The organism is Saccharicrinis sp. GN24d3 (assembly GCF_052400645.1).
Classification (GTDB): domain Bacteria; phylum Bacteroidota; class Bacteroidia; order Bacteroidales; family Marinilabiliaceae; genus Saccharicrinis.
In genome coordinates, this window is the sequence record NZ_JBQTGI010000008.1 from 174,217 (window position 1) to 193,852 (window position 19,636).

At 39.1% G+C, this 19,636-nt stretch carries 16 protein-coding genes and 1 pseudogene; 11 read left to right on the forward strand and 6 right to left on the reverse strand.

Translation table 11 applies throughout. The annotated features are described in order from the left end of the window. The first annotated feature begins 204 nt into the window (after nucleotides 1–204). The 8 genes and pseudogenes from ACT29I_RS11485 (at nucleotide 205) to ACT29I_RS11520 (ending at nucleotide 11,099) form a co-directional block, all read left to right on the forward strand. Complete coding sequence (locus tag ACT29I_RS11485) at nucleotides 205–1,404, forward strand: AAA family ATPase (protein ID WP_430934293.1); 1,200 nt, start codon at nucleotides 205–207, stop codon at nucleotides 1,402–1,404. Between the two features lie 102 nt (nucleotides 1,405–1,506). Further along, the gene (gene nifJ / locus ACT29I_RS11490) at nucleotides 1,507–5,043 is read left to right on the forward strand and encodes a pyruvate:ferredoxin (flavodoxin) oxidoreductase (protein WP_430934294.1); all 3,537 of its coding nucleotides are present in this window, start codon (nucleotides 1,507–1,509) and stop codon (nucleotides 5,041–5,043) included. A 503-nt stretch (nucleotides 5,044–5,546) separates the two neighbouring features. After that, nucleotides 5,547–7,085, forward strand: coding sequence for a glycosyltransferase family 39 protein (locus ACT29I_RS11495; RefSeq protein ID WP_444793512.1), 1,539 nt, complete (start codon nucleotides 5,547–5,549; stop codon nucleotides 7,083–7,085). A 246-nt stretch (nucleotides 7,086–7,331) separates the two neighbouring features. Continuing rightward, nucleotides 7,332–7,514 (forward strand): annotated as a pseudogene (locus ACT29I_RS11500) (GNAT family N-acetyltransferase); the annotation flags it as partial. 115 nt (nucleotides 7,515–7,629) lie between these two features. Then, on the forward strand, nucleotides 7,630–8,568 hold the full coding sequence (locus ACT29I_RS11505) for a hypothetical protein (RefSeq protein ID WP_444793513.1): 939 nt from the start codon (nucleotides 7,630–7,632) through the stop codon (nucleotides 8,566–8,568). Between the two features lie 105 nt (nucleotides 8,569–8,673). Then, on the forward strand, nucleotides 8,674–9,315 hold the full coding sequence (locus tag ACT29I_RS11510; protein WP_430934297.1) for a CPBP family glutamic-type intramembrane protease: 642 nt from the start codon (nucleotides 8,674–8,676) through the stop codon (nucleotides 9,313–9,315). 57 nt (nucleotides 9,316–9,372) lie between these two features. Next, nucleotides 9,373–9,915 (forward strand): hypothetical protein, encoded by a 543-nt coding sequence (locus tag ACT29I_RS11515; protein ID WP_444793514.1) that lies wholly within the window; start codon nucleotides 9,373–9,375, stop codon nucleotides 9,913–9,915. Nucleotides 9,916–10,100: 185 nt separating this feature from the next. After that, nucleotides 10,101–11,099 carry a transglutaminase domain-containing protein gene (locus tag ACT29I_RS11520; protein ID WP_444793515.1) on the forward strand — a complete coding sequence of 333 codons (999 nt, stop codon included), beginning with the start codon at nucleotides 10,101–10,103 and terminating at the stop codon, nucleotides 11,097–11,099. Here the strand turns inward: ACT29I_RS11520 and tolA are convergent. The 5 genes from tolA to rho form a co-directional block, all read right to left on the reverse strand. Beyond that, complete coding sequence (gene tolA / locus ACT29I_RS11525) at nucleotides 11,092–12,033, reverse strand: cell envelope integrity protein TolA (RefSeq protein ID WP_430934300.1); 942 nt, start codon at nucleotides 12,031–12,033, stop codon at nucleotides 11,092–11,094. The genes ACT29I_RS11520 and tolA overlap by 8 nt on opposite strands. Before the next feature lie 27 nt (nucleotides 12,034–12,060). Then, nucleotides 12,061–12,456, reverse strand: coding sequence for an ExbD/TolR family protein (locus ACT29I_RS11530; protein ID WP_430934301.1), 396 nt, complete (start codon nucleotides 12,454–12,456; stop codon nucleotides 12,061–12,063). A gap of 131 nt (nucleotides 12,457–12,587) precedes the next feature. Beyond that, nucleotides 12,588–12,977, reverse strand: a complete 390-nt coding sequence (locus ACT29I_RS11535) for an ExbD/TolR family protein (protein ID WP_430934302.1) — start codon at nucleotides 12,975–12,977, stop codon at nucleotides 12,588–12,590. A 74-nt stretch (nucleotides 12,978–13,051) separates the two neighbouring features. Further along, nucleotides 13,052–13,744, reverse strand: coding sequence for a MotA/TolQ/ExbB proton channel family protein (locus tag ACT29I_RS11540; RefSeq protein WP_430934303.1), 693 nt, complete (start codon nucleotides 13,742–13,744; stop codon nucleotides 13,052–13,054). 178 nt (nucleotides 13,745–13,922) lie between these two features. Then, nucleotides 13,923–15,623: a transcription termination factor Rho gene (gene rho, locus ACT29I_RS11545; protein ID WP_430934304.1), complete on the reverse strand. Its 1,701-nt coding sequence runs from the start codon at nucleotides 15,621–15,623 to the stop codon at nucleotides 13,923–13,925. Between the two features lie 323 nt (nucleotides 15,624–15,946). Between rho and ACT29I_RS11550 the strand changes: the two genes are divergently transcribed. Both ACT29I_RS11550 and rpe read left to right on the forward strand, forming a co-directional pair. Beyond that, nucleotides 15,947–16,810, forward strand: a complete 864-nt coding sequence (locus ACT29I_RS11550; protein WP_430934305.1) for a sigma-70 family RNA polymerase sigma factor — start codon at nucleotides 15,947–15,949, stop codon at nucleotides 16,808–16,810. A gap of 193 nt (nucleotides 16,811–17,003) precedes the next feature. Further along, a complete protein-coding gene (gene rpe / locus ACT29I_RS11555) occupies nucleotides 17,004–17,684 on the forward strand; it encodes a ribulose-phosphate 3-epimerase (RefSeq protein WP_430934306.1) in 681 nt (226 codons plus the stop codon). 110 nt (nucleotides 17,685–17,794) lie between these two features. On the opposite strand, the gene ACT29I_RS11560 is transcribed toward rpe, so the two are convergent. Beyond that, nucleotides 17,795–18,916, reverse strand: coding sequence for a hypothetical protein (locus ACT29I_RS11560; RefSeq protein ID WP_430934307.1), 1,122 nt, complete (start codon nucleotides 18,914–18,916; stop codon nucleotides 17,795–17,797). 152 nt (nucleotides 18,917–19,068) lie between these two features. On the opposite strand from ACT29I_RS11560, the gene ACT29I_RS11565 reads away from it, so the two are divergent. Next, the gene (locus ACT29I_RS11565; RefSeq protein WP_444793516.1) at nucleotides 19,069–19,614 is read left to right on the forward strand and encodes a DUF4136 domain-containing protein; all 546 of its coding nucleotides are present in this window, start codon (nucleotides 19,069–19,071) and stop codon (nucleotides 19,612–19,614) included. The last annotated feature ends 22 nt before the right edge of the window (nucleotides 19,615–19,636 follow it).

Consider the following 19,636-nt stretch of genomic DNA (forward strand, 5'->3'; position numbering starts at 1 on the left):
TTCTCCCTTCTTATGTCTTCGCTTTTTACTCACCGCACCGTGCTTTTTACTCATCTTTTACCTCTTACAACGCATCGCTACTTTCTCCATTTATAAAGTCAACGTGGTAAAAAAGTCTTATTTTTAATAAGTATAAATTACATCTTGGGGGTAAAAATGTAATGTAGAGATTGCAATTTTATGGCTGCGAATATTACATTTGTCATGTTAAAATTACAAAAAGACAGCGTGCAGTCATTTTTTGAAACACATAAATATCTGATTGAAAACTTACAAGTGCCTTTGCGACGTAAGTTAATGGACGAAATTGATTGGAACCATCGTTTAATCGGAATTAAGGGAACCAGGGGAGTTGGTAAAACCGACTTTCTGCTGGATTTTGCCAAGCGTACCTATGGAACGGATAGAGCATGCCTGTATGTAAACTTGAATAATCTCTACTTTAGCGAAAACACCATTGTGTCATTTGCCGATCAGTTCCGAAAAACAGGGGGCAAAACACTGGTGCTGGATCAGGTATATAAATATCCGGGTTGGTCGGAAGAACTGAAATACTGTTACGACAATTTTACGGATTTGCAGATTGTGTTTTCGGGTTCTACCGTGATGAGGTTGCGCGAAGAAAACCCACACCTAAAAGAAATAGTTCATTCCTATAAACTGGAAGGGTTTTCGTTCAGAGAATTCCTGGAACTTAAAACGGGCGTCTCCTTTGAGTCATATTCTCTTTCGGAAATTTTGGAAAGGCATGAGGAGTTAGCCAGGGATATAGTTACCCGGATTAGACCATTGGCTTACTTTGGCGATTATCTGAAACACGGTTACTATCCGTTTTTTTTGGATAATACACATTATGCAGAGAATCTGATGAAAAGTCTCAACCTAATATTGGAGATTGACATTAGTTTTCTTCGTCAGATTGAACTGAAATATTTGCCGCGGTTAAGGAAGTTATTATATAAAATTGGGGGTGAAGCTCCTTTTCAACCTAATGTGAGTAAGCTAAGCGCACATATCAATACTTCCAGAGCCACTGTAATGAACTACCTTTATTATTTGCGCCAGGCGCGTTTGGTAAAACTGTTGTATGATGGACCTGAGGATATGCAAAAGAAACCATCTATGATTTATTTGCACAATCCTAACCTGGTATATTCGATACGCAGGGCGGAACCGGCAAAAGATATTTTACATAAAACATTCTTTTACAATCAGGTGGGATGTAGTCACGAATTAACCTACTCTAAAGAGGCTGATTTTAAGGTTGACGACAAGCATCAATTTGTAATTTGTGGCAACGGAGGCAGTGATAAAGCTAAACCGGGGATATTGCAAGCACGAGATATGGTGGAGATAGGAAGCCAGGGGAACATTCCTTTATGGCTTTTCGGATTTTTATATTAAAAATGTAGATGTAATCGACATATTGTTGTATTTTTATTGTCTGACATTCAGTAAATTAGAATAATTCTAAATAATAGTAGTTAAAACTTAAATATTAAACAAATGGCTAAAGAAAAGAAGTTTATTACCTGTGATGGTAATTATGCCGCTTCACATATCGCTTATATGTTTAGCGAGGTAGCTGCAATCTATCCAATAACGCCTTCTTCAACTATGGCGGAGTACATCGACGAATGGGCTGCCGGTGGAAGAAAAAACATTTTTGGTGAGACTGTAAAAGTAGAGGAAATGCAGTCAGAAGCCGGTGCTGCCGGTGCCGTTCATGGTTCGTTACAAGCAGGTGCGTTGACTTCAACCTTTACTGCATCGCAGGGGTTACTTTTGATGATTCCTAACATGTACAAAATTGCCGGTGAGTTGTTGCCGGGAGTTTTCCACGTAAGTGCTCGTTCATTAGCCGCTCAGGCGCTATCTATTTTTGGCGACCACAGTGATGTGATGTCTGCGCGTCAGACTGGTTTTGCTATGTTAGCTACCGGTAGTGTTCAAGAGGTAATGGACCTGGCCGGAATTGCTCACCTTGCGTCTATTGAATCAAAAATTCCTTTCTTACATTTCTTTGATGGATTCCGTACTTCTCACGAGATTCAAAAGATTGAGTGCATGGATCAAGAAGACCTTAAAGGATTAATTGATCAGGAAAAACTTCAGGCTTTCCGCGACAATGCGCTTAATCCAGAGCATCCGGTTACCCGCGGTACTGCCCAAAACCCGGATATTTACTTCCAGACTCGTGAGGCTTCCAATAAATATTACGATGCAATTCCTGATATGGTAGCTAAGTATATGGACGAGATTAGCAAGATTACAGGTCGTAAATATGCTCCATTTACTTACTATGGTGCAGAAGATGCAACTGATGTAATAATTGCAATGGGTTCTGTTACCGATACTATTAAAGAAACTATTGATTACCTGAGCGCTGAAGGTAAAAAAGTAGGTTTAATATCTGTTCATTTATATCGTCCATTCTCAGCTGATTACTTCCTGAAAGCCGTTCCTGCTACTTGTAAGAACTTATGTGTGCTTGACAGAACTAAAGAGCCGGGAGCTAACGGAGATCCTTTATATCTTGATATTGTAGAGGTTTACAATGGTGTTGCCAATGCACCTAAGATTATCGGTGGACGTTATGGACTTTCTTCTAAAGATACTACACCAACACAAATGATCTCGGTATATGAAAACTTAGCTGCTGCTGAGTCTAAAAATCAATTTACTGTAGGTATTGTGGATGATGTTACTTTCAAGTCACTTCCAATGAAAGAAGAAATTTCTTTTGCCCAGAATGGAACTTTCGAAGGTAAATTTTATGGTTTAGGGTCTGATGGTACGGTAGGTGCCAACAAAAACTCCATTAAAATTATTGGTAACAATACCGATAAATATGCGCAAGCCTATTTCGCCTATGATTCTAAAAAATCGGGAGGTATAACTATTTCTCACCTTCGTTTTGGTGATACGCCAATACGTGCACCTTATTTGGTGAACACACCTGACTTTGTAGCCTGTCACGTTCCTGCATACCTTACGCAGTACGATATGCTATCTGGTTTGAAAAAGGGAGGCACTTTCCTAATGAACTCTCACTGGGATGTTGAGGAAACTAAAAATCGTTTACCACAAGGCGTTAAGCAATATCTTGCGGCTCACGAAATAAACTTCTATATCATTAACGCAACAGCTATTGCTGAAGAAATTGGTTTAGGTAATCGTACCAACACCATCATGCAGTCTGCATTCTTTAAAATCGCCGAGGTAATTCCTTACGATTTTGCTGTTGAAAAGATGAAAGAAGCGATTGTTAAGTCTTTCGGTAAGAAAGGTGAAGACATCGTTAACATGAACTACAAGGCGGTAGAAAAAGGTGGAGCCGTAACTAAAGTTGAAGTTCCTGCCGAATGGGCATCTTTAGAGCCCAAAGGGCTTGAGTTCAGAACTGATGTGCCAGACTTTATCAAGGATATCGTATTCCCGGTTAACGCACAAAAAGGTGATGACCTTCCTGTTTCTGCATTTAATGGTTACGAAGACGGTACTTTCCCCGCAGGTACAACTGCCTACGAAAAGCGCGGTATCGCCGTAAATATTCCTGAATGGCAGGTAGACAACTGTATCCAGTGTAACCAGTGTTCTTATGTTTGTCCTCACGCTGCCATTCGTCCATTCCTGTTGAACGAGGAAGAATTAGCGAATGCTCCGGAAGGAACGAACGCTAAAAAAGCCAACGGTAAAGGATTTGACGGATTACAATATCGTATACAGGTTTCTGCTCTTGACTGTACTGGTTGTGGAAACTGTGCGGATGTCTGTCCTTCCAAAACTAAGGCTCTTGTAATGAAGCCTCTTGATACACAGCGGGCAGAAGTTGAGCGTTGGGGCTACATGGCAGAGAAAGTAGCTGTTAAAGATAGCATTATGCCTAAAACGCAAAATGTTAAAGCTTCCCAGTTTGCTCAACCATTATTTGAGTTTTCCGGTGCGTGTGCCGGTTGCGGTGAAACGCCATACATTAAACTAATAACTCAGTTATATGGCGATAGAATGATGGTGGCGAATGCTACCGGTTGTTCTTCTATTTACGGAGGTTCTGCCCCTGCAACTCCTTACTGTAAGAACTCGGAAGGTAAAGGTCCGGCTTGGGCTAACTCTTTATTCGAAGATAATGCCGAGTATGGTTTAGGTATGGCTACGGGAGTTAACAAATTGCGTGACCGTATTGCGCGATTGATGACTGAAAACCTTACGGCCGTAAAAGCTGATACCAAAGCTGCTTTTGAGGCTTGGATTGAAGCTAAAGAAGATGGGGATAAAACCAATGCTGTATCTAAAGCTGTGGTTGCTGCTTTGGAAGGTGAGTCTGCTCCTGTTGCCAAAGAAATACTTGCGTTGAAAGATTACCTGGTTAAAAAATCGGTTTGGATCTTTGGAGGTGACGGATGGGCTTATGATATCGGTTACGGTGGTGTTGATCACGTTTTGGCTTCCGGTCAGGATGTGAACATATTAGTCATGGATACCGAGGTTTATTCTAACACAGGCGGTCAGGCTTCTAAGTCAACTCCTGTTGGTGCAGTTGCTAAGTTTGCTGCTTCGGGTAAAAAAATCCGTAAAAAAGATCTTGGTTTAATGGCTACTACCTATGGTTATGTTTATGTTGCTCAGGTAGCCATGGGTTCTAACCAGGCGCAGTATTTCAAAGCACTTAAGGAAGCTGAAGCTTACCCCGGACCATCATTGATTATTGCTTATTCTCCATGTATCAACCACGGTTTGCGCGCGGGTATGGGAGCTTCGCAAAATGAATCTAAGAAAGCAGTTGAATGTGGGTACTGGCACCTGTATCGTTACAACCCAATGTTGGAGAACGAAGGAAAGAATCCGTTTGTATTAGACTCGAAAGAGCCACAATGGGATCTGTTCCAGCAGTTCTTGAAAGGGGAAGTTCGTTACACAGCCTTATTAAAAGCATTCCCTAAAGAAGCAGTTGAGCTGTTTGCTGCCGCTGAAGAAAATGCTAAATGGCGTTACAGTACTTACAAGCGTTTTGCTGAGTTAAACTACGAAGTTGTAAAGTAAGCAAATTACTGAAACAATCATATTTATCAAGGGCGTTCCAGTTGGAGCGCCCTTTTTTTATACATTAACAAACAAGCCTTTTTTTAACCCGGATGATGCATTAGAACTTCGTCGTGAACATTGAAAGTGCAATAAAACAAGGCTTTACTGAAACGAGGCATCACTTGTCCCGATTACTTTCGGGAGCATCGTTATGGTGAGTTGAAGTGAAGCAGCGGAGTGTCTTGTTTTGAAACAATTTCAATGTGTAATAGATTTTCTAATGCATATTGCGGGTTTAAAGATTAAAATCGCTTATGCAATTGTATAAAAGTTTGTAACTTATATACCACTTTGACTATGAATTGAAAATCGACGAAGTCAAATTAGCACGTGATATCCCCTCAAAGCAGGATGTAAACAATTGCCGGCCGGTATTATTCAGGAACGTCCTCTTCAATGTATAGATAGTTTAAGTGTTGGCATTGGCAGGATATTAACTATTCATACTTCAAAAGAATTTAATGGCACAAAAAAATACAATACTTGGCTGTTTAATTATACTGAAATTTGCCATCCAGATTTTGGCGATAGATTCGGGATATGAATTGCATCGGGATGAATATTTACATCTGGATTTGGGTAAACACCTGGCCTGGGGCTATACTTCAGTTCCTCCTGTTACGGCTTGGATATCATTTCTGATTATTCAATTCGGGAACTCCGCTTTTTCAGTAAAGTTTTTTCCTGCCTTGTTTGGCGTGCTAACAATGGTTGTGGTTTGGAAAATTGTTGAACAACTAAAAGGTGGGATTTATGCGTTAATCCTGGCTTCTGTATCTGTGATTTTTTCAGTATTAGTTAGGGTAAATACACTTTATCAGCCCAATTCATTGGAGTTTCTGTTGTGGACGCTCATATTCTATTTCGTTATCAAATATATTAATACCGAAAGCAATAAGTGGATATGGATAGCGGCTGTAACTTTTGCGGTTGGTTTTTTAAATAAGTATAATATTGTTTTTTTGCTGTTGGGATTGTTGCCGGCCATATTACTTACCAATCACCGGAAAGTTTTTGCCAATAAACAGTTGTATTTTTCATTCATCGCAGGACTTATTTTGGTATCTCCTAATTTAATTTGGCAGTATGAAAACGGCTTCCCGGTAATCAGGCATTTAAACACTTTGGCAGAAACTCAATTGGTAAATGTTCGCAGATTAGATTTTATAATAGAACAGCTCAAATTTTTTATGGGATCCTGGTTTGTTATTATACTGGCCTTAGCCGCCTTTTTTACATACAAACCTTTCAGGAAGTTTAAATTATTTTTTTGGAGTTATTTTTTTACCTTATTCCTCTATGTTTTTTTTAAGGCGAAGGGTTATTATGCCATCGGTTTATACCCTGTACTGCTGGCTTTTGGTTCGGTTTATGCGGAGCAACTGTTCTCAAAAGGTAGGTTGCGTTATCTAAGATTTCCGCTAATAATGATTCCTGTGTTGTCGTTTTTGGCGTTGTTTCAAATAGTACTGCCCGTGCTTTCGCCAGAACAAATTGTTGAAAAAAAGGAACTTTTTCAAAAAATAGGTTTACTGCGTTGGGAAGACGGAAAAGATCATGATTTACCGCAGGATTTTGCGGACATGTTAGGTTGGAAGGAACTGGCAAATATGGTAGATTCTGCTTTAATGCAAATTCCTGACAAAGAAAATACCCTGATACATTGCGATAACTATGGTCAGGCAGGCGCTATCAATTATTATTCGAAGCAAATTTGTACGGATGCGGTATCGATGAACGCAGACTATATCTATTGGTACCCTTTGGAGGAAATGGTGATTAATAATGTAATATTGGTCAAAGATTCCAGAGATACCGATACACAAAGGGAATTTGAACGGCCATATTTTAAGGAAGTTACCCTGGTTGGTGAAATAACTAATACCTATGCCCGTGAAAAAGGAACAACGGTGTATTTGCTAAAAGAAGCAACCCAGTCAATTAACAAAATTATGGAGGAAATTATACATTCGAGAATGCAGAATCCTAACTTGAACTAGCTAAATTCAAACCGTTTTTTGGATTTTACCGAAGTGCTTGGTAAAGGCGCGATAAGCCGGGAGAAATTGGAAGAAGAACATGGATCGGGAAGGCAGTTTACAACCGGATTTTGTTAAAACTACGCGGAAGGACTTTGCTCAAATTCTAGAAATGATGCAAAATTTTTATAGGATGTACGATTATTCTTTTAATAGAGAAAATACGTAGGCAGCACTGGATTAGTTTATTGGGATAAAAAGCCGGGACCTTGCTATATTATTAAGTTAAAGGATTGTATAATTGGATACATAGCCTTAACTTTTGGTTTTAGTTTTGGCTTTAGCGGGCGTGACGCTTTTATTGATGAGATTATCATTAAAGAAGACTTTAGGTATATAGGAGTAGGTACGCAAGCTATGCGGTTTATCAAACAAAGGGCAAAGGGGTAAGGTCTTGGTGCCATTCTTCTCGAAGTTGAAACATATAACCACCCTGCTGCCAATCTGTATATAAAACAAGGATATGCTGATCGTAGCAGATATTTGTTAATAAAAGATGATAGGTATGGGATTTATAACAGCCATAAAAAAAATAGCGTATGCCACAGAAAGCTTAATCAATGATATAGGTGACTTTATCAGTTATGTTTTTGAGTTTCCGGGATGCGCTTTCTTTGATGCCATGAAATGGATTAGCGATATCATAGGTTTTCTTTTTCCTTTGTTGTGGTTGGGAAGTATAGTTAAAGGTTTGATGTCCTTGCTTGCTGTTCTTGTTAAAATTCCCTTTGGTATAATAGGCGGTATTTTAGCAGGTGTGATTAGGATACTCGCAGGTATTTTTACTTTTCACTGGCCGTTATTTGCAAATGGCTTTTTGGATATTATTTCCCCCGTTTTAGGACTGGTAATAATTGTGTTGGGGAAAGTTATTGCCATCGTACAAACTGTATTTTATATTCAGGATTTTGAGCGTCCTTTAAGCAAAGTGGAGAAGATGGAGTTAAGGAAGGTTTTTAAACACTCCATGAGCCTGTATACACTAAGGGTAATTACAGGTCACTCGGGAGTTTTTGGTGTAAGTCCAAGAGCTTTTACTTTGGGTAATACTATCTATTTAAAAACAAATTCCTTTTTTATTGATTTGCTGGTGCACGAATCAACCCATGTTTGGCAATATCAGCAAACTGGATGTCGCTATGCAAGTGATGCAGTAATGGCACAATGGTTTGCTGATGATGCCTACAATTGGGAGAAGGAAATAAAACTCAGAGACAAGCGTTTGTGGACTGAAATGAATAAGGAAGCACAGGCAGAATTTTTTCAGGATTTGTGGAAAATAGGAAAGCTTTGTGATGACGAGAATAGAATATTAAAAGCAGGTGGTGGTGCCTATTTTGAGGCGAATGAACAAACTACTTTTGGGAAATTTAATATTTGGTTCAACGATTATACCGAAATTGCTCAAGAAGCTACACGTACTGTTCAATCAAGGTGGTTGTAAACAGGAGCAGAGACCTTATATTTATATTACGAACTGCTTGCACCTATCATGTAGTTTTTATATTGTTGAATATTCCAATAGTATATCGAAAAATCATACTGAACTATGAAACTTTCGGACCAAAGATGCCTTTTTGAGATGATGGCTGTTGTTTTTACCGGAATCGGAAAGTATATATTTATGGACTGGTTAGAAGTGCGACTGGCCTACATGACCGTCGCCTGTGCTTTCTGGGTGGGTTATATAGCTTTCAGGTCTTTCCAAAATCGTAACGTTTTGTCGTATTGGGGGCTCACCGGAAAAAGGTTCAAAAAAAGCTTTTTGGAGTTTTTGCCGTTTGCCGTGATGGTTGTGGTTATATTTATTGTTGCGGGCACTTATCTGGGAACAAGTGTGCTGAGTTGGCATATTTTCCCGATTTTATTGTTGTATCCTATTTGGGGAATTATTCAACAATTTGTGATGATCGGTATTTTTGCCAGAAATCTTAAACAAATAGGTGATTATAACATACCCGATTGGGTGATCATTCTTGTTACTGCACTTACATTTTCCGTCGTACATTTGCCATCTGTTTTATTGGTTATTGCTACGTTTTTTCTGGCATTGATTTATACCACTCTTTATCTTAAAAACAGGAACCTGATTGTAATGGGTATTTTTCATGGATGGTTGGGGGCTTTTTTCTTTTATACCCTGTTACATCGTGATTCGTGGAAAGAGGTGTTTGGCGTGTTGGGGATATAGGTTAATCGTTCAAATTAATTCTTATATTAGCATGGTATAACCAACCTATCGTTAACCATGAAAAAGCCAGCCTTATTCTTGCCTATTTTTTTAATTGGGTTAGTTACATATTCGCAACAGCTTATGCAACTTCATCCAATTGCAGGAGATACTATCGATCAAACCGAAAAACGATTATTCTATCTTTTTCCTGAAATTCCCGATTCAAGTTACCTCCAAGGAGTTATTTTTGGTGATGCAGATAAGGTGACTTTGTCTGTATCTAAAATTTCGGGAGAAGTATATGTGTCCCAATTAGATTCACTAAGTATAGCCGATTATCAACAAAACATCGAAAAGTTATTGGTTTATTATTCTTTGCTCGACGAAAAAGAGAATGAAGATTTGGCTATTAATAATGATTCTATTGGCCTTAGCCCAACAATTGAAATTACAGCTGAGATGAGGAGGCAAATAGGCAAAGATGCCAGAAGATATTTGCGAAAAAAGGATAGGGCAGAGGATTATGGATTGTGGGGAAAAGATAAGGAAGACTTTATAAAAGGGGCGGCTAACGTAAACTTTTTTAAGGCAAGAATTAGAATGGGTTCGAATAAATAGAATTTATCTTTGTAAGAATAAATTGCTTAGTTCGCTGACCGATGGAGCTATGGACAGCTTAAAATATAAATTGTGTAGAAAATATTATTGTTTAAAAGAAATTCCGCAGTCACGGATATAATTGTTATTAAAGTTATCCGTGAATTACTATTTTTGCGTTGTTACTAGCATATTAGGCATTGTTCATGGTACGATATACATTATTGTTATTACTTATTTTTGTGCTGTTTTGCCGCACATCCTTAGCTCAAATAAAGTTTGATGTAAAACAGAGCGTAGATTCACTGCCCGATAAATTTCCCAGCACTGGCAATATGGCTTCAATTATTGGCCTTAAGTTTCAGAGCGATGAGGATAAAGCAGGTGCCATTTTTTACTGGATTGCCAAACATGTGGAATTTGACTCGAAAGTTTATTATGCCAAAAAGAAAAAACTAACCTATCGCTTTAGGTATAAAACGCAGGATGAAAAAATGCGGAAAATACAAAAAGTAAATAGAGGAATAGCAGAGGAGGCTTTTAGACAAAAAAGAGCGATTGCCAAGGGTTTTGCTTTTTTGTTTAAAAAACTGTGTAATAACGCAGGGCTTGAATGTGAAACTGTTGAAGGCAGCTACAAAAGAGAATTAAAGCATATCGGTCGCAAAGCGGGTAGAGCCAATCATGTATGGAATGTTGTTAAGATAAATAAGAAATGGTATTTGGTGGATGTTACCTTGGGAGCGGGTATGGTGGATGAAAAACAAAAGAAATTTATTAAGTACTATAATGAAACTTTCTTTATGACCGATCCGGAATACTTTTTTCTCAACCATTACCCTAAAAACAGGAACTGGTTGTTGTGCGATAGGTTAAAAGAAGAATTTGCGCTCCTGCCCTTGTTTTATCCTTCGTATATTAATTCCGATATTTTTTTGAAAAAACCTTCCATTGGAGTAATTGCTGCAACGGATGGCAATACGGTGAAGGTAGTGTTTGGGCAGCGAACCAAAAGTAAAAACAATACATCTGCTTACAGTTATGCCTTTGAAGATGACAAAAAAGCTATGCCTATAGATGTATCCGAAAAGAGTAATGAATTAATACTGCAAGTTCCCGTGACGGGAAAAAAGTATGATAATTTAACCATTTACCGCGATAAAAAGCCGTTGGTGTCCTTTAAATTAAAATTGACATCTAATTGAGTTCAAAATGATAGGTGATGGTTCCTTTTTGAAATGCGGCAGCGTTCGGATCTGCATTAAATTTCGCTTTCTTAGCAGCATCTATGGCCGCCTTTTTTAGGGTGGAATTTTGTGTTGTAGATCCTTTTAGCTGATATTCGGCGCTTACCACTTGGCCATATTTGTTTACTGTAACCTGAACTACAATGATTCCTTCTTCCTGAATTCCATAGTTAGGTTGTGGTAATGAGCCAACCAGCGAACGCCCGGTAAGCGAAAAACCGGAGCCTGAATTTCCTAATCCGCTCCCCGAACGGTTTTTGCTGTTGGGATCGCCTGTAACATATCCTTGGTTACCCGATCCGCCGGCATCACCCTCCGAAGAACTATTGCTGTTGGATTTGCCAAATGCACTACCCACCGTGTTTCTGGTCTGATTTGCAATCCTTTTTTCTTCTTCTTGCTTTTTTCTTTCTGCTTCAAGTTTACGTTGCCTTTCCAGCTCGGCTTGTCTTTTTGCTTCGGCTTCAGCTTTGGCAATCCGGTCTGCTTCTTCCTTTAATTTTCGCTCTTCTTCCTGTTGTTTTTTTCTGGCCTCTTCCTCCTGTTGCTTTTTAATTTTTTCTTCTTTCTCTTTTTTTAGCTGTTCGGCACTTTTTATTTCAGGGGCTTCATCAAAGTCTTGCGTTTTAACCGATTCTTCGGCTTTGGGGGTGGATTGCTCCTTCGGTGTTGGCGGTGGAGGCGTGGTTTTGGGTTCCACAGGGGTTGGTTTTGGGGAAGATTTAGGCGGTTCAATCTGGCCCAGGCCTGTTTCAACATTGCCCAGGTTTACTAAAATGCCTTCTTCCTCCTGAGGAAGGGTGGTCAATCCAAAGAAAATCAACAACAAAAGAATCAGTACATGAAAAATCACGGATCCTACTACGCCTTGTCGGTTATATTTTTTTTCCATCGTTTTTTAACTTTGATAAACCTTGTACTATCTCGATTGAGTGGCCAGAATAAGTTTATATTTATTTCTGACAGCAATATCCCTGATTTTGCCGACCACAGAAAACGGAACCGATTCATCTACATGCAACGCGATGTAGGTTTCAGGTTCAGCCGTCATAATTTCCTTCAAACGCTGTTCCATTTTCCAAAAAGAGATCTCATCACCCGCAATAAAATACCTTAAATCTTTTGTTACCGATATAGTTGTGTTGGGCTTGGCAGATACCTGATGGTCACTTTTAGGTAAAACCAAATCTTTATTGGCAGGCGGAGTAACCATGGTAGAGGTAATCATAAAGAATATCAGGAGCAAAAACACAATGTCGGTCATGCTCGACATGCTAAATCCGGAATCTACTTTACTTCTTCTTTTTAAACCCATTTTTTAACAGTTTATTAGTCAATGGTTGTTTTATTGGTCGTTAGTCAATGGTCAATAGTCCATGTTGCATCTCGCGGCTCCTACCAGCTTAAGGTGGCTTGATGACTGTTAACGCTGCACTGCCCGAGGTTCTATCTAATATCCAACACTACTTTTATTTGGTGCGATTCGGCTATGTCCAACACTTTTGCCACATCTCCGGTAGGTGCATTTTTATCTGTTCTCAACTTAATAAAAGTTTTGTCGGTGCTATTAAATGTTTTAAGCAGTTCGCTTTCCAACGTAGCTTCCGACACCTTTTTATTGCCCACATAAAAACTACCCGATGATGAAACCCGTGCGTTAATAAACTTGTCAATAACCACTTTTTTTGTAGCTTGTTTGGGTATTAAAAGCTTAATGGCATTGGGATGCACCATGGTGGAAGTTATCATAAAGAATATAAGCAACAAAAACACGATGTCGGTCATGCTCGACATACTGAAACTGGCACTTATTTTCGTCCTTCTTTTTAAAGCCATTTTATTTCGTTTGTTGGTCAATAGTCATTTGTCACCAGTGCACAGACTGCGCATCGTTTACCATTGACTATTTGTTATGCTGCGGGTTCGTTCAACAAATCCATAAACTCCATAGTTCTTGCTTCCAGTTTAAATACCACTTTTTCAACCCGTGCCACCAAAAAGTTATAGGCAAAATAGGCAATGATACCAACTACCAAACCGGTTACCGTGGTTACCATGGCCGTGTAAATACCCGATGAAAGCAAACTTACGTCGATGTTGTTACCTGCGTTAGCCATATCAAAAAAGGCCTTAATCATACCAATTACGGTTCCAAGAAAACCAATCATTGGGGCACCACCTGCAACGGTAGCCAAGGTAGGCAGTCCTTTTTCCAATCGGCTTATTTCGAGGTTGCCCACGTTTTCAATGGCCGTATTCACATCCTGTAACGGACGCCCGATTCTACTGATCCCTTTTTCAATCATACGGCTAACGGGATTATCTACCTGTTCGCATAGAGAGTATGCCGAGTCAAATTTTCCGTCAAGAATATACTCTTTGATTTTATTCATAAAGCTCAAATCTTCCGACGCTGCTTTTTTTATGGCGAAATATCTTTCAAAGAAAATGTACACGGCTACAAATGAAAGAAACACTAGTGGAACCATGATCCATCCACCTTTAACAGCCATGTCGATATAGTTCATTTGGTTTTCCGCAACCTCGGCTGCTAGTTCTGCCGTTTCTTCGGTTGCGTTTTGTATTAATAATATAGGATTCATGAATATGAGGTATTTTTATTTCCGGTAAAAATATAAATAGTTTATTAATGTAAAACGAATATCTACAGATAAAAGTATTTTTTGGCAATGGCTCAATATCATATCAAAAAAAATACCAAAAAAGGCTACTCTGAAAATTACAGAGCAGCCTTCGAATATTTTTGTGCAAGCAACATTGTTATCCGTCATTCATTGAAATCAGGAATTCTTCGTTGTTTCTGGTTTTTCTCAACCTGTCCTGTAGGAAATTCATCGCCTCAATAGGAGTCATGTCAGATAAGTAATTACGTAAAATCCAAAGACGATTCATACTCTCTTTTTCTATCAGCAAGTCCTCACGACGCGTACTTGACAAAGTAACATCCACAGCAGGGTAGATACGCTTGTTCGAAAGTTTTCTGTCCAGCTGGAGTTCCATGTTGCCGGTACCTTTAAATTCTTCAAAGATAACTTCGTCCATTTTAGAACCAGTCTCGGTTAAGGCCGTTGCTAAAATAGTTAATGAACCTCCACCCTCAATATTACGGGCAGCACCAAAAAAACGTTTTGGTTTGTGAAGTGCATTGGCATCCACACCACCGGAAAGAACTTTACCTGAGGCTGGAGAAACCGTGTTGTAAGCACGCGCTAAACGAGTGATAGAGTCTAACAGTACTACAACGTCGTGTCCGCACTCAACCATCCTTTTGGCTTTTTCCAGTACAATATTGGCCACTTTAACGTGACGTTCTGCCGGTTCGTCAAAGGTAGATGAAATAACCTCGGCATTTACACTTCGTGCCATATCGGTAACCTCTTCCGGACGTTCGTCCACCAATAGGATAATCATATATACTTCCGGGTGGTTAGCCGCAATTGCGTTGGCAACCTCTTTTAACAATACGGTTTTACCGGTTTTGGGTTGTGCAACGATTAATCCGCGTTGTCCCTTACCGATTGGGGCAAACATATCTACCACACGAGTTGATAAGCTCTCTTTGCCACTTCCTGTTAATTTGAATTTCTCGTCTGGGAATATGGGCGTCAAGTGATCAAAAGGAACACGGTCGCGCACTATCTCCGGAGACCTGCCGTTAATCTCTTCAACTTTGATAAGCGGGAAATATTTTTCGCCTTCTTTTGGAGGGCGTATGGTCCCTAAAACGGTATCTCCGGTTTTTAAACCAAATAATTTTATTTGGGACTGGGATACATAAATATCATCAGGGGAGTTAAGGTAGTTGTAATCAGACGATCTGAGGAATCCATAACCATCTTGCATGATCTCCAAAACACCCGAAGCGGAGATAATCCCATCAAAATCGAAAGATTTGTCCTGTTTGTCCTGACGGCGGTAACCGTTATTTTCTTTTCCGCCTCTCTGGTCGCGGTTGTCAAATTGACGACGACGCCCACCATCGTCATTCTGGCGATGCGGTCGACGGTTATCCTGTGTGTCCTTGCTTTTCTCTCTACCTTCTTCTTGCTTATGAGGTTGAGCAGCTGTCTTTTGTTCGGCTTTAACCTCTTCCACTTTTTTGTCGACAGGCTTGTTTTCTTGTGGTTTCTTTTCCGTCTGTGATTCTTTCTTTACAGGAGGAACGTCTGTTTTATTAACAGGTTTCTTTATTTTCGCTTCCGGTTTGGTCACATTTTCCAATTCCGCTTTGGCAGAAGATGCCGCTTTTTGAACCTTTGGAGTACGTGCTCTTTTTACAGGTTTTTTTTCTGAAGGTTTTTCCGTAGTCTTCTTTTCCGAGGCTACAATAGCCTGTTCGTCAAGGATCTTATAAATTAAGTCTTGTTTTTTGAAAGAATCTACGCGTTTGATTTTTAGCCCCTTGGCAATTTCCTTCAATTCAGTAAGGAGCTTTTTATTCAATTCAAGAATATCGTACATAATGTTTTACCAATAAATTCTTTTGGGGGAATTTTTTAAATGAAATGAACTGACGTTCAATATAATTATATTATTTTTACTTGATTTTTTGTGTTCTGAAAGGCCAACTGATTCTATATACAAAGAAAGATGCCTAGAAGATTTGATGCAAACATAATCAATATGAACCAAATCGCAAAATAATTTTGATAATTTTCCTTTACCAAAATATTTACCGCTTTCATGTAATCGCTGTAACATTTATTCAATATCGAAAACCATAACATACTTTTTTTGTTATATTTACCGTAGATGTATTAACACAACACACTAAGCTCGAACCTATGCGACAACTTAAGATAACTAAACAGGTTACAAACAGAGAGACTCCATCGTTAGATAAATATCTTCATGAAATAGGAAAGGTAAAATTAATAACAGCCGAAGAGGAGGTTAAACTTGCCAAAAGAATTAAAGAAGGAGACCAAGTCGCATTGGAAACACTGATTAGCGCTAACCTTAGATTTGTGGTCTCAGTATCTAAACAATACCAAAACCAGGGTTTAAGCCTGCCAGATTTAATCAATGAGGGTAACCTTGGCTTAATAAAAGCAGCCCAGCGATTTGATGAAACCCGTGGTTTTAAGTTTATATCATATGCCGTTTGGTGGATTCGCCAATCTATTCTTCAGGCATTGGCTGAGCAAGCCAGGATAGTGCGGTTGCCCTTAAATAAAATTGGTTCCATGAATAAGGTAAACAACACCTTTTCTTTGCTTGAGCAAGAGTATCAGCGTGAACCTACCTCTGAAGAAATAGCCCAAACGTTAAACCTGGCCCCTAAAGAAGTGAAAGAGTCGCTGAAGGCGATGAGCAAGCATATTTCAATGGATGCGCCATTGCGTAAGGATGAAGATAATAACATGTACGACACCTTGTTGTCGACGGATTCAATAAGTCCGGATAACAAGCTTTTAACAGACTCTTTGCGAAGAGAAATTGACCGTTCTCTATCGACATTGTCGGCCAGGGAAGCGGATATTATTAGGTTATATTATGGATTAAACGGTGAGCCGCCGTACTCCCTGGAGGAGATTGGCAACTTATTTAACCTTACCAGAGAAAGGGTCAGACAAATCAAAGAAAAAGCCATAAAAAGGCTGAAACATACGTACAGGAGTAAAATCCTGCGTTCTTATTTGGGTTAACATGTACAAATTTGCGAGTAATAGTGGGTTTTGATTGGTTTCGAAACCCTTTTTTCTTACGTTATTCCTTACTACTTTTGATACGTGAAAAACAACGGAGTCAACGAGGTGTAATAACGAGTATTTTTTTTATTGTATTATGCTTTGGGCAAAGATGAACATTGAATATGATGAATCGTAAAAAAAAATAAAAATGAAGCACTTGTTAGCGCCATCTTTATTGGCGGCGGATTTTAGTAAGATGGAATCTCAAATTGAAATTATTAACAAAAGCGAGGCCGATTGGCTTCATCTGGATATTATGGATGGCCTGTTCGTTCCTAATATATCCTTTGGATTGCCAGTAATCAAATCCTTGCGTCCACATATCGAAAAACCGTTTGACGTACATTTAATGATCGTGGACCCTGACCGGTATATTACCGATTTTAAAAGAGCCGGTGCCGATTTGCTAAATGTCCATTATGAAGCATGTAATCATTTGCACCGAACCATTGATGCCATTAAAAAAGAAGGCATGCAGGCAGGGGTAACATTAAACCCTCATACGCCTGTTTTCCTGTTGGAAGAAATTATCACGGAAGTTGACCTGGTGTTGTTGATGTCGGTTAACCCGGGTTTTGGCGGGCAGAAGTTTATTGATAATACATATAAAAAACTGGCAGATCTTAAAAACCTAATTGAAAGAAAAGGGAGTCGAGCTTTAATTGAGGTAGATGGTGGTGTAACTATAGCAAATGCCCAGCAACTAATTAATGCAGGAGCTGATGTGTTGGTTGCCGGTAGTGCTGTGTTTAATGCGCCCAATCCGATTGAAGCGGTTAGAGAACTCAAGCATTCCCTACCCGAACCTCCATTGTCCGAATTGGTGTAACAGCCACGTAAATAGGTCATCGCATCGGTCAATAGCCAATGGTCGGTAGTATAAATACTTTTATTTCGCCATTTAATTATTAACCGATGACCGTTGACTAATTAACAATTTCAAAACATCTTTTTGTAACAACGTTTACGTTTGTGTTGAATATGCTCGAAAGATTTCCACATCTGAATAGCGACGTTATTATCCTCTAGCATGCCTGTTGTTTCAACAAACTTAATTCCGTCTGCGTTGGCTGTTGTCCACAAGTCGTTCATTAACAAAGAAACCCCGCCCATTTTCTGTAATTCCGGCTTTATCCCGGTCAGCATCAGGTCCATTTCCTTAGGTTTTGCCAGGGCTTTCTTTAAGTGCCACCATCCCAATGGTAACAATTTACCTTTTGCTTTTTGCAATGCTATAGATAACGAAGGCAGGGCTACCAGGAAGCCGGCCAGTTGATCCTCTTTGTCGAGCATTAGTTTTACGTAACGAGGGTTTACCGCCGGGAAAAATTTGTCGATGTAATACTTCACCAATCTGTCCGGCAATCTAAATGTGCCGAATAACCCAACAAAAGCGTCGTTGAAAACCTTGAATATCATTTCGCGATAAGGTTCCAGTTCGCTACTTTTGGTAAAGTTAAGTGTTTTTAATCCGTAGCGCTTTTTTATCATGGCCGCCACTTTAAACGCTTTTTCGGGTAAAGCATCCGGGAATGTAATCCTAAATTCTAACCAGTCACGTTCTTTTGTATACCCAAGCTTTTCAAAATGACCTTTATAATAATCGAAATGGTAATCACTGGCCATACAAGGGATTCTGTCATATCCTTCGATAAGTAATCCTGAATGATCGAGATTTGAGAACCCCAATGGTCCCATTACACCAACCATACCTTGAGATTTTAACCATTCTTCTGCCGTTTCTAACAACTGTTTAACTACCTCATGGTCGTTAATAAACTCAATACGCGTAATTCTGCCTATGTTCTCTTCTATCTTATCTATCCAAAGGGCATTAACTATGGCTCCAATTCTGCCAACTACCTTGCCATTCTTGTATGCCAGCCAAAATTTAGCTTTACAGAAATCGAATGCAGGATTCTTTTCGGGCGTAATAGAACTAAGTTCATCAGCCTTCATTGGAGGAACCCAGTATTGATTGTTTTTGTATAGTTGGTAAGGGAGTGCAACAAACTTCTTCCTCTGACCTTGGTCTATGACCTCCTCGATTATAATACTCATAACTGGTACTTGAATTTGTGCACGAAAATAATTAAAAATTATAACGTTTATACAACAAAATGGAACATTCAGGTAATATGATTAAACCATTTCGAAAAAAATACGTCAAAAGGAATATTAACAGTGAGCGTTCGAATTAAATTTTAGAGCATATGAAAAATGTATTTTTATTATTAGTCGTTGTATTGATGGCACTTAGCTGTTCTCCATATAAAACCATGGTTGATTATGATACAACAAAAGACTTCTCCGTTTATCAAACTTTTAATATTTTAAAGGGTAAACAACAAAAAGGTATTGGTACAATATATGCCAATCGAGTTGCGAATTCCATTGAAAACCAACTGGGCATAAAAGGGATGAAGTATGCGGCTGCGGCTGATTTGTTTGTTAAGTTGGATTTTAAGGTGAAACAGAAAAAATATGTGCAATCCAATACTACGGCCGTAGGTACCCGTCCCGGATATTATCACAATGGACGTTATCACAGATATGGCTATTCGCATGGTTTTGCAACGACAACGCGCAGTATTGAATCGTATCCGGAAGGTACATTAATGGTAACGTTTATTGATCGTGAAAATAAAGATGTTGTTTGGGTGGGTGTTGCAAAAGGTGCATTTAGCCGAAAGGACATGGACGAAAAGATGGTGAATAAATTGGTTGAAGATTTGATGAAGGATTTTCCATCAATTTAGAAGTGATCATGATTATAGGGGT